Annotated in this window: 13 protein-coding genes; 4 read left to right on the top strand and 9 right to left on the bottom strand. The window is 71.8% G+C overall.

The genetic code is table 11. The annotated features are described in order from the left end of the window. Positions 1 to 4: 4 nt before the first annotated feature. Positions 5 to 1,045: an aldose epimerase family protein gene (locus M6G65_RS25560; RefSeq protein WP_238199990.1), complete on the top strand. Its 1,041-nt coding sequence runs from the start codon at positions 5 to 7 to the stop codon at positions 1,043 to 1,045. A 16-nt stretch (positions 1,046 to 1,061) separates the two neighbouring features. Here the strand turns inward: M6G65_RS25560 and M6G65_RS25555 are convergent, their stop codons facing one another. The 6 genes from M6G65_RS25555 to M6G65_RS25530 all read right to left on the bottom strand — a co-directional run bounded on the left by M6G65_RS25555 (position 1,062) and on the right by M6G65_RS25530 (position 6,842). Next, complete coding sequence (locus tag M6G65_RS25555; protein WP_250103048.1) at positions 1,062 to 1,805, bottom strand: NADH dehydrogenase ubiquinone Fe-S protein 4; 744 nt, start codon at positions 1,803 to 1,805, stop codon at positions 1,062 to 1,064. Positions 1,806 to 1,829: 24 nt separating this feature from the next. Then, positions 1,830 to 2,174: a hypothetical protein gene (locus M6G65_RS25550; RefSeq protein WP_238199988.1), complete on the bottom strand. Its 345-nt coding sequence runs from the start codon at positions 2,172 to 2,174 to the stop codon at positions 1,830 to 1,832. Between the two features lie 18 nt (positions 2,175 to 2,192). Further along, positions 2,193 to 2,606, bottom strand: coding sequence for a hypothetical protein (locus M6G65_RS25545; protein ID WP_250103047.1), 414 nt, complete (start codon positions 2,604 to 2,606; stop codon positions 2,193 to 2,195). Positions 2,607 to 2,732: 126 nt separating this feature from the next. Then, entirely contained in the window at positions 2,733 to 3,254 is a 522-nt protein-coding gene (locus M6G65_RS25540) for an Hsp20/alpha crystallin family protein (protein ID WP_250103046.1), read from the bottom strand. A gap of 140 nt (positions 3,255 to 3,394) precedes the next feature. Further along, entirely contained in the window at positions 3,395 to 3,877 is a 483-nt protein-coding gene (locus M6G65_RS25535) for an Hsp20 family protein (RefSeq protein ID WP_238199985.1), read from the bottom strand. Between the two features lie 313 nt (positions 3,878 to 4,190). Next, the gene (locus M6G65_RS25530) at positions 4,191 to 6,842 is read right to left on the bottom strand and encodes a DNA translocase FtsK (RefSeq protein ID WP_250103045.1); all 2,652 of its coding nucleotides are present in this window, start codon (positions 6,840 to 6,842) and stop codon (positions 4,191 to 4,193) included. Between the two features lie 192 nt (positions 6,843 to 7,034). Here M6G65_RS25530 and mtnA point away from each other — a divergent pair, with 192 nt between their 5' ends. Further along, entirely contained in the window at positions 7,035 to 8,138 is a 1,104-nt protein-coding gene (gene mtnA, locus M6G65_RS25525; RefSeq protein ID WP_238196011.1) for an S-methyl-5-thioribose-1-phosphate isomerase, read from the top strand. A gap of 353 nt (positions 8,139 to 8,491) precedes the next feature. Here the strand turns inward: mtnA and leuS are convergent, their stop codons facing one another. After that, on the bottom strand, positions 8,492 to 11,077 hold the full coding sequence (gene leuS, locus M6G65_RS25520) for a leucine--tRNA ligase (protein ID WP_238196010.1): 2,586 nt from the start codon (positions 11,075 to 11,077) through the stop codon (positions 8,492 to 8,494). Between the two features lie 454 nt (positions 11,078 to 11,531). Between leuS and M6G65_RS25515 the strand changes: the two genes are divergently transcribed. Continuing rightward, a complete protein-coding gene (locus M6G65_RS25515; protein WP_238196030.1) occupies positions 11,532 to 12,239 on the top strand; it encodes a YggS family pyridoxal phosphate-dependent enzyme in 708 nt (235 codons plus the stop codon). A gap of 68 nt (positions 12,240 to 12,307) precedes the next feature. On the opposite strand, the gene M6G65_RS25510 is transcribed toward M6G65_RS25515, so the two are convergent. Then, complete coding sequence (locus tag M6G65_RS25510) at positions 12,308 to 13,012, bottom strand: YoaK family protein (protein WP_238196009.1); 705 nt, start codon at positions 13,010 to 13,012, stop codon at positions 12,308 to 12,310. 16 nt (positions 13,013 to 13,028) lie between these two features. Beyond that, positions 13,029 to 13,229, bottom strand: coding sequence for a hypothetical protein (locus tag M6G65_RS25505; RefSeq protein ID WP_250103044.1), 201 nt, complete (start codon positions 13,227 to 13,229; stop codon positions 13,029 to 13,031). A 112-nt stretch (positions 13,230 to 13,341) separates the two neighbouring features. Here M6G65_RS25505 and M6G65_RS25500 point away from each other — a divergent pair, with 112 nt between their 5' ends. Beyond that, on the top strand, positions 13,342 to 14,214 hold the full coding sequence (locus M6G65_RS25500) for a LysR substrate-binding domain-containing protein (RefSeq protein WP_250103043.1): 873 nt from the start codon (positions 13,342 to 13,344) through the stop codon (positions 14,212 to 14,214). Positions 14,215 to 14,250 lie beyond the last annotated feature (36 nt).

The raw sequence follows: 14,250 nt of genomic DNA, 5'->3' as shown, positions 1-14,250 counted from the left end.
CCGGATGCCGGTCGAACCGTTCGGCACGACGGCGGACGGGCAGGCGGTCGGCCGCCACAGCCTGAGCCGCGGCAGCCTGCGCGTCGACATCATCGAATTCGGCGCCATCATCACGCGGATCGGGGTGCCCGACCGCGCCGGACATTCGGCCAACGTCGTCCTCGGCCTCGACACCCTGAGGGGCTACGAGACCGTGAGCCCGAGCTTCGGCGCGGTGATCGGGCGCTACGCCAACCGCATCGCGGGCGGGCGCTTCAGCCTCGACGGGCACACCTATCGGCTACCGGTGAACGAGGGCCCCAACACGCTGCACGGCGGCCCGCGGAACTTCGGCAAGCGCCTGTGGCGGGTCGAGGGCGCCGAGGCCACGAGCCTCGCCCTGGCCCGCCGCTCTCCGGACGGCGAAGAGGGGTTTCCGGGCAACCTCGACGTCCGCGTGCGCTACAGCCTGCCCGCGGACGGCGTGCTGCGCATGGATTACGCGGCCACGACCGACCGGCCCACGGTCCTGAACCTCACCAACCACAGCTACTTCAACCTCGCGGGGGAGGGAACGGGGAGCGTTCTCGGCCACGTCGTGCAGCTCGAAGCCGACGCCTTCACCCCGACGGACGCGACCCAGATCCCCACCGGCGCGCTCCGGCCGGTCGCCGGCACCCCGTTCGACTTCCGCACGCCGCACCCGCTGGAGGCCCGCATCCGGGCCGGCGACTCGCAGCTCGCCATCGCCAAGGGGTACGACCACACCTTCGTGCTGCGCGGTCCCGCCGGGACGCTGCGACCGGCGGCCCGATGCACCGATCCGGAGAGCGGGCGCCGCCTCGACGTCTGGACCACGCAACCCGCCCTGCAGCTCTACAGCGGCAACAATCTCGACGGCACGCTGATCGGGCCGTCGGGCCGGATCTACCGCTCCGGCGACGGGGTCTGCTTCGAGACCCAGGGCTTTCCCGACGCCCCGAACCAGCCGGCGTTTCCGTCGGCGGTGCTGCGACCGGGCGAGACCTTCGTGGCGCGCACGGAGTTCCGGTTCTCGGTGGCGTGAGGCGGCGGGCGCCCGCTCAAGCGGCCGCGCGGATCCGATCCTCCGTGTCCGTCTCACGCGCTGCCGGCAGCGCGGCGGCGGGCGCGGCGGGATCCGGGCGCCAGGTCTCTCCGAGCGCCAGGAGCGCCGCCGTCACGTCGCCGAGCCGCGACGGCTCGCCCTCGGCCATACCCTCGGCGGCGGCCACCTCCTTCAGGTACTCGTCCCAGGCCCAGCGCCGCAGGATCTCCCGCTTGCACGGGCGCAGCAGCCGGGGATGGTCGCGCACGGCGGCCGGCGTGTCGAACACCGCCGCCGGGTTGACCAGGGCCCGCTCCAGGTCGGGCAGGCTGACCGAGTTCGGCGCACCGGCGCGCCGGTCCCGCGCCGTCGCGCGGCCCTGAGGGTGCGCCGATGCCGGGCGCCGGTTCGCGCGCCAGACCCGCAGCGTTTTCGCCCGCGCCGTCTCCGCCGGCTCGGGCCCGGCGCTGTAGGCGAGGCCCTGGCGCTCGGCATAGGCCAAAGCCTGCGCCCGCGTCGGGAAGGCCAGCACCACCTCCGTGGCGAGCGTGTCGGTCCCGCCGGTCCAGCCCATCAGCGGCTCGATCTCCGGAGGCGTCTGCCGCTCGAAGGTGAGCTCCCAGGTGTCGGCCCGGGCGCGGCCCGAGGTCTCGACGGAGCGCCCGCGGCGGCGGATCAGAGCCCGCCGGCCGGCGAGCCACGGCGCGTCCAATGCGGCGGGCGGGTTGTTGTGTCCTAGTCCGATGGTCCGATCCTGCATGGTTGCCTCCCTGTCTCGGCGCGCTCAGCCGCCGAAGAGGCCGAGGCGCGCCGCCGATTGCACGCCGAAGCTGGCCGCGAACGCGAGCAGCGCGGCGTCCCAGGCGGTCAGGTGCGGGGCGTCGGCCGGCGGCCCCGCCTGCGTGATCGCCAGACCGAGCCAGACGAAGCCCGACAGGCTCAGCAGGCCGGCCAGAACCCAGGGCAGGGCCGGCGCCGGGCAGGGCGCGGCCAGAGCGAGGCACAGCGCGGCCGACGCGATCCATCTGCCCAGCACGGCTCCGTCGGTGGTCCGCGCCGGCCATCCGCGCCGGCTGCGCCGGAGCCGGGACCGGAGCCCGCGACCGCCTTTCAGGTCGAAGGTCGTCATGGCAGCCCCCGGTTCAGTTCAGCGCGCGCGCCCGTCCCGCCGGGCCGCGCTGCCAGCGGCGCGTGAGGCTCCCGGAGCGCAGCGGTTGGGGCGCCGCCGGGGTGCGGCCGGTGCCGCGCCATCGCCGAGCGCCTGGAGCGCGGCCAGGATCGTGTCGAGCGGCACGGGCTCGGCCCGGCAGCCCGGCAGACAGCGCAAGCCCGGACAGGACTCGACGGCCCGCGCGTCCGAGGCCCAGGAGGCCAGGATTGCCCGTTTCTCGGCCCGCGACAGGCCCGGATAGCCCAGCACCTCGCGCGGATGCCGGAAGACGTCCCCCGGCGCCACGAACGCCTCGAACGGCTCGATCGCCGGCGGCCTGAGGCTGGCCGCCGCCACCGGACCGAGGCGCTCGATGTCGGGCTGGAGCAACGATGTTTCGATCGGCTGCATGCAATCCTCCACGTGAGCAAAGGCGTGAGCAAAGGCTGGGCGGCCGGCACGTCCGCTCGGGTCGCGCCGGCCGCCGCGTCATGCGTCCCGCCCGCGGCCGCCGGGGCAGCCGCGTTCGGTCCCGGTTCAGTGCTTGGCGGCCGGGGCCGCACTGCCGTTGATCGCGATCCGGCGTCGGCGCTCCGGCGCCTCGGCGGCGCGCGGCAGCGTCACGGTGAGGACGCCGTTGCGGAACGTCGCCTCGGCCTTGTCCTCCGCCACCGGGATGGGGAGGGCGATCGCGCGCTCGAAGCGGCCGTAGCTGCGCTCCGTGTAGCCGCGCGCCGCGTCGGTGGTCTCTGCGCGCTTCTCACCCTTGAGGGTGAGGACGCCGTCGGCGATCAGGAGCTCGACGTCCGCCTCGTCGAGCCCGGGAAGCTCGGCGGAGACCCGAAGCGCGCCGTTCTCCTCCACCAGCTCGACCTTCGGCCAGCCGAGCGTGCGGTCCGCCAAGCCGGGTAGGCTGCCGAACCCGCTGAACACATCGCCGAACAGCCGGTTCATCTCGCGGTGCAGCGTCAGGAAGGGGCTGGCCGCCTCGTTCGACAGGGAGGCCGGCGCGGGGGCCGGGGTGGTGCGGTTCCAGGGGATCAGATCTCTCACGCTCATGGTCCTATCTCCATCGAAAGCGATGCCGTCGTTGGAACAGGCCCGCGGGTCCGCGGACCCGTGAGGGATGTCGATCGGTGGGTGCGGCGGCGCCCGGGCGGGCGGGCCCGGGACGCCGGCCGTGCGGCTCCCGCCGCGGATCAGGCCGCCTTGGCCTCGCGGGCGATCTGCGCCGGGGCGTTGTCCTGGCCGGACACGCCCGTCGTGCCGCCGATGGCGATGCGGCGGGGCTTCAGGGCCTCCGGCACCTCGCGCTTCAGCGCGACGGTGAGCAGGCCGTTCTCCAGGGAAGCCCCCACGACCTTCACGTGCTCGGCCAGGTTGAAGGTCTGGCGGAAGCTGCGCGCCGCGATCCCGCGGTGGAGGTAGTGCGTCTCGGCCTCCGGGGCGGCCTTCTGGCCCGAGACCAGGAGCGTGGTGTCCTGCTGGGTCAGCTCGATCTCGTCGGCCGTGAAGCCCGCGACCGCCATGGTGATGCGGTACTGGTCCTCGGCGATCTTCTCGATGTTGTAGGGCGGCCAAGCGGTCGATGCCTCGACCCGCTCGGCCTGGTTGAGCAGCTCGAACAGACGGTCGAACCCGACGGACGACCGGAACAGGGGCGAAACGTCGTAAGTCCTCATAACCACATCCTCCAACGAGCAACGTGACTACAAGCGACGCCGGACACCGAGCCCGGCGCCCTCGCTGCGAGCCCGTTTCCAGGCCTCGCACGCGCGTAACGTGCGGATAGCGGACGGGTTCCGGGCCGGAGCGGATTTTTTTGAGCGGCTCTGCCGAGAGCGGCGCGACGGGGCACTTTACCCCGAACACCGCATCCTGAGGTGCCGCGGAGCGGCCCCGAAGGAGGCCTCCGCTACGCTCCGGCACCACAGGATGAGGCTCAGTCTGGGACGGCCGGGAACGCTGAGCCAGCGGCTCCGGCGCCCGCAACGATCACCCGACCGCCTCCTCCACCAGGATCTCGCGCTTGCCGGCGTGGTTGGCCGGGCCGACGATCCCCTCGATCTCCATCCGCTCCATGAGCGAGGCGGCGCGGTTGTAGCCGATCTGCAGCCGACGCTGGATGTAGCTGGTCGAAGCCTTCTGGTCGCGCAGCACCACCTGCACGGCCTGCTCGTAGAGGTCGCCGCTGGCCTCGCCGAACGAGCCCTGGTCGAACACCGCGCCGTCGAGCTCGAGTTCGGCCGCGCCAGCTTTCCCCTTGCCGCCCTTCTCAGGCGCGCCCTCGTCCTCATCCGCCGTGACGGCGTCGAGGTAGCTGGGCCGGCCCTGGCGCTTGAGGTGGGCGACCACGCTCTCGACCTCGCTGTCCGAGCAGAACGGCCCGTGCACGCGCGTCGTGCGCCCGCCGCCGGCCATGAACAGCATGTCGCCTTGGCCCAGCAGCTGCTCGGCGCCCATCTCGCCCAGGATCGTGCGGCTGTCGATCTTGCTCGTGACCTGGAAGCTGATCCGGGTCGGGAAGTTCGCCTTGATCGTGCCGGTGATCACGTCCACCGACGGGCGCTGGGTGGCCATGATCAGGTGGATGCCGGCCGCGCGCGCCATCTGCGCCAGCCGCTGGATCGCGCCCTCGATGTCCTTGCCGGCCACCATCATCAGGTCGGCCATCTCGTCGACCACGATCACGATGTACGGCAGCGGTGCCAGATCCATCGCCTCGTCCTCGTAGACCGCCTCACCGGTGTGGCGGTCGAAGCCGGTCTGCACGGTCCGGGTCAGGACCTCGCCGCGCGCCGCTGCCTCGGCGACCCGGGCGTTGTAGCCATCGATGTTGCGGACCGCGATCTTGGACATCTTCTTGTAGCGCTCCTCCATCTCGCGCACGGCCCACTTGAGGGCGATCACCGCCTTCTTCGGGTCGGTGACGACGGGGGAGAGCAGGTGCGGGATGCCGTCGTACACGGACAGCTCCAGCATCTTGGGATCGACCATGATCAGGCGGCACTCTTCCGGCTTGAGCCGGTAGAGCAGGCTGAGGATCATCGTGTTGATCGCCACCGACTTGCCCGAGCCGGTGGTGCCGGCGACGAGCAGGTGCGGCATGCGCGCGAGGTCGGCGATGATCGGCTCGCCGCCGATGTTCTTGCCCAGACACAGAGCCAGCTTGTGCTTGCTCTCGGCAAAGTCCGTGGAGGCCAGGAGTTCGCGCAGGTACACCGTCTCGCGCTTGGCGTTCGGCAATTCGATGCCGATCGCGTTGCGGCCGGGCACGACCGCGACGCGGGCCGAGACCGCCGACATCGACCGGGCGATGTCGTCGGCCAGCGCGATCACGCGGCTGGATTTGGTGCCGGGGGCGGGCTCGAGCTCGTAGAGGGTGACGACCGGGCCGGGCCGCACCGCCAGGATATCGCCGCGCACGCCGAAATCGCCCAGCGTCGCCTCGAGCAGCGTCGCGTTCTGCTCCAGGGCGTCCGCCGAGATCTGGCTCGCCGGCGACGGGCCGCGCGGCGCGGCCAGCAGGTCGAGGGCCGGCAGGGCGTAATCCTCGGGGCGGGTCGGCGGCGCCGGCGTGCGGCGGGCCGGCACGGGCGCGGCGGGCGGCGGGGCGACGCGGGACGCGGCCGGCTCGGGCCGCGGTGGCGCCTGCTGCTGCGGGGCCTCGAACGCCCCCGCCTCGTCCTCGTCGTCGTGCAGCGGCACGGCCCGGCGAGCGGTCGCGGCCGGGACCGGCGATGCGTCCTGCGCGTCGAACACGGGCTCGCGCCGGGCCGCGCCCGGCCGGGCGCCCTCCGGCAGGTGGTCGGCCCAGGGCAGGTCCGCATCCGTGAAGGCCCGCCGGGCCGCGAGGGCGGGCGAGGCGCCGTCGAAAGGCTCGGCCCGGTCCGCGCGCCGGTCGCGATCCGCTCGGAGGCGGCGGCGGAGGCCCATCAGACCCTGCGCCAGGGCGCCGACCCCGACAAGGCCGAGGCTCGGCTCGTCGGCATCCTCGCGCTCGTCGCGGCCCGACTCGCGGCCCCGCACCGGCGCGCGCCGGACGGGATAGGGCTCGTCGTGGAGGGAGTCCTCCTCCACGGCCCCGAAGCGGCAGGCGCCGGTCAGGCTGAGGATCGCCACCGCGGCGTAGCCGAAGCCGACGAGATGCGCGGCCGCCGACGAGACCGCCCCGACGATTACCCGGGCCATCGACAGCAGGCCGTCGCCGGCCACGCCGCCGAGGCCGGTAGGCAGTGGCCAGCGCGTCGTCGGCGGCAGCGCGCTCGCCACCGCGCTCGCCGCGCAGAAGCCGATGATCCAGAGCGCGATGCGCAGGCCGCCGTCAGGGAGGTTGCGCTCGCGCATCAGCCGCACGCCCCAGAGGGCCGGCGGCAGCACGAAGGCGAGGGCGCCGAGGCCGAGGATCTGCATGGCGAGATCCGCCACGACGGCGCCCGGCTGGCCGAGGACGTTGTGGGCGGCATGGTCGGTGGCGTGGTTCAGGCTCGGATCGTCGATCGACCACGTGGCCAGAGCCACGGTCAGAGCGACCGCGCCGGTGAACAGCACAAGACCGCCGAGTTCCGTCAGGCGCTTGCCCAGGAACGGGCGAACGCTGTCGACGAAAGTGTCGTAGGGCGATGCGGGACGGCGAAGCGAGCGCATGCGGGACCGGACGCAAAACGGGGACGTACCCCAGAGGCTAGGCACGGGGGCCTTAACGAGCCGCTAAGGTTGAGGAAGGCTGACCGGCCCCCGTCCGGGCGTCCCCCATCCGATGTCGGCTCCGGTGCCAGCCCCGGCGCCGGATCATCCGGGAGGGTGCAAAACCCGTCCCGCTGTGGCACAGGACCGGCCATGAACATCGACGGCCAGCCCTACCGCACGATCTTCCCGGACCCGGACGGCGTCAGCGTCCAGGTCATCGACCAGACGCGCCTGCCCTTCGCGTTCGAGCTGAAGCGGCTGGCCACGCTGGACGACGCCGCGGTGGCGATCCGCACCATGATCGTGCGCGGCGCGCCGCTGATCGGCGTCACCGCCGCATACGGGCTGGCGCTCGCCATGCGGGCGGATGCCTCTCTCGACGGGATCGACCGGGCGGTGGCGACGCTGGCCGCCACCCGCCCGACCGCGATCAACCTGCGCTGGGCGCTCGACCGGCTCTCCGCCAACCTGCGGCAGGTCCAGCCGGGCGAGCGCTTCGCCCGCGCCTTCGCGGAGGCCGGCCGCATCGCCGAGGAGGACGTGGCGAGCTGCCGCTCGATCGGCGCCCATGGCAGCCGGATCATCGCCGACCTGCACAGGGCCAAGGGCGGCGACAAGCCGATCACGGTGCTGACCCATTGCAATGCCGGCTGGCTCGCCACGGTGGATTGGGGAACGGCGCTCGCGCCGATCTACGCCGCCCACGAGCAGGGCGTGCCGGTGCACGTGCTGGTCGACGAGACCCGGCCGCGCAGCCAGGGCGCGGCGCTGACCGCCTTCGAGCTCAACGGCCACGGCGTGCCCCACACGGTGATCGCCGACAATGCCGGCGGCCACCTGATGCAGCACGGCCAAGTCGATCTCTGCATCGTCGGCTCGGACCGGACCACGGCCTCGGGCGACGTCTGCAACAAGATCGGCACCTACCTGAAGGCGCTCGCCGCCCACGATACCGGCGTGCCGTTCTACGCGGCGCTGCCGTTCTCGACCATCGACTGGACGCTCGACGACGGCGTCAGGGAGATCCCCATCGAGGAGCGCGACGGGCGCGAGGTCACCCACATGACCGGGCGGCTCGCCGATGGCGGTTTCGCCACGATCGAGGTGGTCTCGCCCGGCAGCCCGGTGGCTAACCCGGCCTTCGACGTGACGCCGGCCCGGCTGATGACCGGGATCATCACCGAGCGCGGCGTCTGCGACGCGAGCCGCGAGGGCCTTTATGGGCTCTATCCGGAGCGCCGCAACGCGGCGTGAGAGCCCGGTTCGGAGCTGTTCCGGCCGCGTTATTCCGAGCGACACCGAGGCGGTGCCGAATCCTGTGCCGGCCTTCGACCCGCGCCCGCATCCTTGAAAGTCATCCGCGGTCCGATCTCGTCGGATCGGATCTGCGACGACGGGCGGGACGCCGGCCCATCCTGGGGCTTTGAATCCCGCACCTCAGCTGGGACGCCTGTCCGTCCATTCCACGACTCCGGACAGTTGCTCGGGCCGCAAGTGCCCGGTTGCACAGGGTGGGGCGGACCGGCGCTCGCCGCGCGCCGGCACCTCAGGATGAGGACAGAGGGTGGGTCGGCGTAGATCCCGGATGGGATCGACCGACCGACGCCTCACACCACCAGGTTCACGATCCGCCCCGGCACCACGATCACCTTCCGGGGCGCCCTTCCCTCCAGGATCGTCTGGACCGCTGCCAGCGCCAGGGTCGCGGCCTCCACGGCCTTGGCGTCGGCGTCGCGCGGCACGGTGACGTCCGCGCGCTTCTTGCCGTTGATCTGCACCGGCAGGGTGATCTCGTCCTCGACTAGGAGCCCCGCCTCGGTCTCAGGCCAGGGCGCCTGGGCCACGAGGCCGCCGCCACCGAGGACGGACCAGCACTCCTCGGCGAGGTGGGGCATCATCGGGGCGATGAGCTGTACCAGGATCCCGGCCGCTTCCTTGGCGGCGGCCGGCGAGACCGGGCCGCGCAGGCCGTCCTCCAGGGCGTTGGCCAGGGTGTAGATGTGGGCGACGCCGCGGTTGAAGCGCAGGCGCTCGATATCGTCCTGCACGGAGGCCAAAGCCCGGTGGGCGGCCTTGCGCAGCGGCAGATCCGCGGCGCCGTCGCCTTTCGCCTGCCCGGCGGCGTTGACCAGCCGCCAGACCTTCTGGACGAACCGGGCCGCGCCCTGCACGCCCTCCTCGGTCCAGATCACGTCGCGCTCGGGCGGCGAGTCGGACAGCATGAACCAGCGCGCCGTGTCGGCCCCGTAGCTCGCGATGATGTCGTCGGGATCGACCACGTTCTTCTTCGACTTCGACATCTTCTCGATCGGGCCGATCGCGATCGGCGCCTGAGTTTTCACGTGAAACGCGCGGCGCTCGCCCTCCTCGGTGGCGAAGCGGATCTCGGCCGGGGGCACCCAGGCACCGGCCGCGTCCTTGTAGGTCTCGTGGACCACCATGCCCTGCGTGAACAGACCGGCGAACGGCTCGGCGACGCCGGCCCAGCCGGTCTCGCGCATCGCCCGCATGAAGAACCGGGCGTAGAGCAGGTGCAGGATCGCGTGCTCGATGCCGCCGATATACTGGTCCACCGCCAGCCAGCGATCGACCACGGCGCGGTCGGTGGGCGCGTCCGTGAGCCAGGGCGCGGTGAAGCGGGCGTAGTACCAGGACGAATCGACGAACGTGTCCATTGTGTCGGTCTCGCGCCGGGCCGCCGCGCCGCAATGCGGGCAGGGCACGTTGCGCCATGCGGCGTCCCGCTCCAGCGGGTTGCCGGGCTGGTCGAAGGACACCTCCTCCGGCAGTTTCACCGGCAGGTCGGCCACCGGCACCGGGACCGGGCCGCAGCTGTGGCAGTGGATGATCGGAATCGGGCAGCCCCAGTAGCGCTGCCGGGAGACACCCCAGTCGCGCAGGCGGAACTGGACCTTGCGCTTGGCGACCCCCTCCCCTTCGAGGCGCCGGGCCACGGCCTCGAAGGCCTCGTCCGTGCTCATCCCGTCGAGGAAGCGCGAGTTGATCATCCGCCCGTCCTCGACATAGGCGGTGTCGGTGATCACGAAGCTCGCCGGGTCCTGGCCCGCAGGGCAGACCACGGGCGTGTTGCCGAGCCCGTACTTGTTGGCAAAATCGAGGTCGCGCTGATCGTGCGCCGGGCAGCCGAACACCGCGCCGGTGCCGTATTCCATCAGCACGAAGTTCGCCACGTAGACCGGCAATTCCCAGGACGCGTCCAGGGGATGGCGCACGGTCAGGCCGGTGTCGAAACCGTGCTTCTCGGCGGTGTCGATCGCCGCCTGGGCGGTGCCGGTGCGGCGGCATTCCTCGATGAAGGTCTGCAGCTCCGGCCGTCCCTCGGCCAGAGCGGCGGCCAGGGGATGGTCGGCCGCGATCGCCAGGAACTTGGCGCCGAACAGCGTGTCGGGCCGGGTCGTGTAGACGGTCACCGAATCGGCGGCCCCGGCCACCGGCCGGGCGAGGCTGAACTGAACCTCCAGGCCTTCCGAGCGGCCGATCCAGTTCTTCTGCATCAGCCGGACCTTCTCCGGCCAGCGATCCAGCCCGTCGAGGGCGGTCAGCAGATCCTCGGCGAAGTCGGTGATCTTGAAGAACCACTGGGTCAGCTCGCGCTGCTCCACCAGGGCGCCGGAGCGCCAGCCGCGCCCGTCGATCACCTGCTCGTTGGCCAGCACCGTGTGGTCGACCGGGTCCCAGTTCACCTTGGCGGTGCGGCGGGTGACGAGGCCCTTGCCCAGGAAGTCGAGGAACATGCGCTGCTGGTGCTTGTAATAGTCGGGATCGCAGGTCGCGATCTCCCGGCTCCAGTCGAGCGACAGGCCCATGGCCTTCAGCTGGTCGCGCATCGAGGCGATGTTGGCGTAGGTCCAGTCCCGCGGGTTGACCTTGCGCTCCATGGCGGCGTTCTCGGCCGGCAGGCCGAAGGCGTCCCAGCCCATCGGGTGCAGGACGTTGAAGCCGCGGGCGCGCTTGTAGCGGGCGACCACGTCGCCCATCGCGTAGTTGCGGACATGGCCCATATGGATGCGCCCCGACGGGTAGGGGAACATCTCCAGCACGTAGTATTTCGGGCGGGGGTCGGAATTGTCGGTCTCGAACAGGCGCTTCTCGGCCCAGGCCTCCTGCCAGCGCGGCTCGGCATCCTTGGCGTTGTAGCGCTCGACGGGCTGGGGAACGGTGCTGGTGGTCATGGGTCCGGCTGGGTCAAGGGCTCGTCGGTCATTCCGAAGGATGACCACGGCACGGTTGCGCCGCGATAGCATATCTGCGCCGCAGCCGGTCAACGCAGCGCGCGATTCGGGCTTGCGCGGGGCGCGCGAACGCATAGGTCGGCATGACGGGACACAGACCACACCGAGGGCCTGCGCCGGGGCGCTCCCGATCGCGTCCCTCATCCTGAGGTGCCCGCGTGAGCGGGCCTCGAAGGAGGATTCCAGGGATCGTCGCGCCATCTGGAGGTCTCCTTCGAGGCCTCCGCTGCGCTCCGGCACCTCAGGATGAGGGTTTGGGGTTGGAGAAGCGCCTCCCGGAGTGGTCCGTTCTCGGGTCGTGTACCGTTGGGCGCAGGATCGGCGTCCGGCAGCGATAGGACAGGCAGGCATGGACGACGCGATCACCGACACGAACGCTCCGGCGACGGACGGGATGGGGCACCGGACGGAGAAGCCCCCGGTGGGCCAGGCCGACGTCGCCGCCGGGCTCGCCGAGGTGCGGGCGGCGATCGCCCGGGCCGCCGAGGATTCGGAGCGCGATCCGGCCGAGGTCCAGCTGGTGGCCATCTCCAAGACCGTGCCGGCCGACGGCATCCTGCCCGCGCTCAAGGCCGGGCAGCGGGTGTTCGGCGAGAACTACGTCCAGGAATCCGTGGCGAAATGGCCGGATCTGCGGGCCCGCTTCCCGGATGTGGAGCTGCACCTCGTCGGGCCGCTGCAATCCAACAAGGCCCGGGAGGTGGTGGCGCTGTTCGACGTGATCCACTCCCTCGACCGGCTGTCGCTCGCGGCGGCGCTGGCCAAGGAGATCGACCGGTCCGGCCGGACCCCGAAGCTGCTGATCCAGGTCAATACCGGCGCCGAGCCCCAGAAGGGCGGCGTCCTGCCGGACCAGCTCGACACCCTGCTGTCCGAATGCCGCGAGACCCACGGGCTCGCGATCCAGGGGCTGATGTGCATCCCCCCCGCGGAGGATCCGCCCTCGGCCCATTTCGCCCTGCTGGCCCGGCTGGCGAAGGCGCACAACCTGCCGATCCTCTCCATGGGCATGAGCGCCGACTTCCCGGCGGCGATCCAGCTCGGCGCCACCCATGTCCGGGTCGGGACTGCGATCTTCGGGGCGCGGCGCCCGAAAGGGTAGCGACACCCGACAGGTTCCAAGGGCCGAACCGAAACGGCCCGGTCGATGTCACGGTCGGTCAGGACACGTCACGGCGCGGCGTTCGCTTCAGCCGGCGCCACGGCCAGGATGACCAGGGCCATCAGGATTCCGAGCGGGAGGACGACACAGCCGAAGGCGAGATGCGCGATCCCGAAGGCTCCGCACAGCGCGCCCGCGGCGAAGGCCGCGATGGCCGGCAGCACGCGCAGAAACCGCCGACGGGTCTGATCGCGATCCTCGGCCCGCCGCAGGACCAAGTCCGTCGCGTCGATGACGGCTTGACTCACGCTCACCGTCATCACCGTCGTGGGCGCGAGATGGCCGAGGGAGAGGCGGCCGATGGCGTTCTGCAGGCCCATGGCGGCGACCGCCAACATGCCGACGGCGATGGCCGGGGCGCCGTCCGCCGCCCCCAGCGGCGCCGCCAGCGTGCCGCACAGGCCGAAGCCCGCGAGCAGGCCCAGTTCGACGGCGAGCAGCCAGGGCAGCGGCGCGCGTCCCTGCCGCTCCAGCAGCAGCGCCAGAACCCGCGCGCCCGCCACCGCCCCGACGAAGACGGGCAGGGCCAGGAGCTTGGCCAGCACGCCGGTCGAACGCGCGACCAGTTCGGCACCGATCAGGACGAAGTTTCCGGTGACGTGGGCCGTAAACAGGCCGGTCAGCGCGATGAAGGCCGCCGCGTCGACGAAGCCGGCGACGAAGGCGAGGGCAGCCCCGGTGGCCGTGCCGCAACCCGTGTTCTGCAAGCGCACGCGACGCACCCCGACGTCAGTCGGCGCCCGAAGGTTCGGTCGCGGCGACCGGCATCTGCGGATTGGCGTAGTAATCCGGCCAGCGCGCGCAGAGATACAGGGCCGCACCCATCACGATGATGACCGCCAGGAGGAAGGCGAGTGCCTCGGTGACCTGCTGCGCCCATTTCCCGAGAGTCGGGATCGCGACCAAGCCGCCGACGAAAAGCGTTGTCATGAGCACGGGTGCGGACATGGACGAGGCTCGGCGGCTGGGCCCTGCAACGGGCTCGGCCTGGACCTTAAGCCGGCCCGCGCCGCGGCGTTACCGATATCGGTTATCATGAATCATGATGGGCCCTCCGAACATCGCGCTGCTCCGCTCCTTCCTGGCCGTCGCCGAGAGCAGCAGCTTCACGGGCGCGGCGCAGGCGCTGGGGCTGCGGCAATCCACGGTCAGCGGGCATATCGCGCGGCTGGAACAGGCTCTCGGCCGCTCCCTGCTGATGCGGGACACCCATCGGGTCGCCCCGACGCCGGATGGCCAGGCCCTGATCGGCTTCGCGCACGACGTCGTGCAGGCGCAGGACCGGCTGTGCGCTTTCTTCTCGCCGAGCGGCCTACGCGGCCGCATCCGGCTCGGTGTCTCGGAGGACTACACCCTCGCGACCCTGGGCCGTGTCCTCGCACGCTTCGCCGATCGTCACGATGCGGTGGATCTGCAGATCACGGTCGGGCTGAGCCGGGCGCTCTATCAGAGCTACGATGCCGGCGACTTGGACGTGATCTTCTGCAAGCGCCGGCGCGGCGATCCGCGCGGCACGATGGCCTGGGCGGAGGAGCTGATCTGGACGGGACGGCCCGGCTTCGTTCCCGATCCGGGGCAGCCCTTGCCCTTGGTGCTCTATCCACCGCCCTCGATGACCCGCACGCTGGCCCTCGATGCCCTTGAGGCGGCGGGTCGGTCCTGGCGGATTGCCTGCACCAGCGGCAGCCTGATGGGGCTGCGCGCCGCCGTCGAGGCCGGCCTGGGCATCGCACCGCACTCGGCCAAGGTCCTGCCGCCGGGGCTGGCCGCGATCCCCGACTCGGCGGGCCTGCCCGCGCTCGGAGAGGTCGAGTTTGTCGTGCTCGGCCCGGGCCGCCACCACCATCTGGCCACGGCGCTGCAGGAAGCGATCCTGGCGAGCACGGTCGAGCTTCAGGGCGCCGGTCCGTCCTGAACGGCGCGCCCGCCCCGAGCCGTCTGCGCGGTCAGG

The sequence above is a fragment of the Methylobacterium tardum genome (assembly GCF_023546765.1).
Lineage (GTDB): Bacteria > Pseudomonadota > Alphaproteobacteria > Rhizobiales > Beijerinckiaceae > Methylobacterium > Methylobacterium tardum.
Note: the sequence above shows the minus strand (reverse complement) of the source record. Positions and strands in the feature narration are given on the sequence as shown.